This window comes from Vibrio sp. 10N.239.312.C11 (assembly GCF_041466065.1).
GTDB classification, from domain to species: domain Bacteria; phylum Pseudomonadota; class Gammaproteobacteria; order Enterobacterales; family Vibrionaceae; genus Vibrio; species Vibrio tasmaniensis_A.
Genome location: NZ_JBFSRZ010000136.1, coordinates 1 through 1,425, shown reverse-complemented (window position 1 = coordinate 1,425; position 1,425 = coordinate 1). Strand labels below are relative to the sequence as shown.

The 1,425-nt window shown below is 44.3% G+C and carries 1 protein-coding gene; it reads right to left on the bottom strand.

From position 1 onward, the window contains the following. Positions 1-20: 20 nt before the first annotated feature. On the bottom strand, positions 21-1,343 hold the full coding sequence (locus AB6D07_RS22960; protein ID WP_017104226.1) for an IS4-like element ISVbsp1 family transposase: 1,323 nt from the start codon (positions 1,341-1,343) through the stop codon (positions 21-23). Between the last annotated feature and the right edge of the window lie 82 nt (positions 1,344-1,425).

The window sequence follows — 1,425 nt, the reverse complement described above, 5'->3', positions numbered from 1 at the left end:
TAATGCCGTTCGGATAAGCATTATTGCTTGAACCTGAACGGATATTTGGCTGGGACAAAGAGGACTGAACGTGGAAACGTTCGGTCCTTTCTTTTATCTGGAAGAATGAAGTGACTCAAACTGTCTCTCATCCTTTTCAGTTTTACAGGTAGAGTTCCGTCTGGACTTAAAGCTAACCAACGTAATTGCGCATCAATAAGGTTAATTGCGGCGGTAAAACTGACCCTAGTCGCTCGAACCCCGGCTTCTGAAGCTATCTTAACCATCTCTAATCGCACTAAGTTATAGGCAAGTAATACGCCCCAAAGCTCTTGCTTCACACCGGCAGAAAAACGACTTCGTAAAGTGACGTGACTTTGCAGTTGAGTCTGCTTAATTTCACCATAACCTTCTTCTATCTCCCAGCGTTGCCAATAAATACGCAGCAGGCTTTCTAGCGAGTATCTACTAGGGTCTGTAAGTGAAGTAATAAAACCTTTTATCTCACCTTTTGGCTCTTGATATAGGACTAATCTAGCTTCCCAACGTGCGGGTAAATTCGGATTCTGCCGTTGAGCTTGAGGAGAGATGGGCATTGAGATGAGCATGTCGTTCTCCGCATATTTCTCCAACACTTCATAGCGTAGCTTACGTTTTGCAGGCATTAACCAGTGAGCATTTTCCGCACTCTCTTGCCACGACAACAAGAGGTCTGCCGAGAAATAACAACGATCAAATAAGGTCAATGAATGTGCGGGGATATCATTGAATAGACGCTTAGCTAAGGTCGTTTCACCGACATGACAGCCATCAAAAGCCGCCCCCATAATCATTCGAGTTTCTGTTGACATCAAAGCGACTAAACGAAGTTGAGGGTAAGGTTTTAATTTTTTAGAGATGAACCCAAATTCTTCAGCGTTCTCTGGGGAATCTTGGCACCTAAATGTTGTCCCATCGACAGCAAGAACATTAAGCTCTAAGCCTTTGTCTTGTTGAAGGATATCTCCGCTCCAAGCCTTTACCGTTGTGTGAAACAGAGCCGCTAACGGACTCTCATCTAGACGTCGGCGTGAATCAGTTAGGACACTAGGTGCAACACGAGACCAGCTATCTTCAGGTTTAGGCTGAAGCGCAATGTCTAATGAACTGCATACCTCTTTGATAGACATGTTGCGTTGCAGCCCCATCCAAATAACTAACCAGACAGCTTGCTGAGCGGGAAGCCGACGTCGTCTTATGCTCGCTTTATTAGTTTCAAGAAGAGCTTGTTCTATCCATTCAATCTGAATGGCGTCGACGACAGATTCATAATTGTCGGCATCTTCAATGGTCTCGTGTGCCATTGCTAATTCTTGTTCAAGCATAAAAAAATCCCCATCAACGTTGTTGATGGGGATTATCTGCTAACTGCAAGATCGTTCAAGTCTTCTTAAACGATCGGCATTA

Coding starts and splice junctions, on each gene's coding strand:
- AB6D07_RS22960 (WP_017104226.1), bottom strand. CDS start 1,343: ATGCTTGAACAAGAATTAGCAATGGCACACGAGACCATTGAAGATGCC.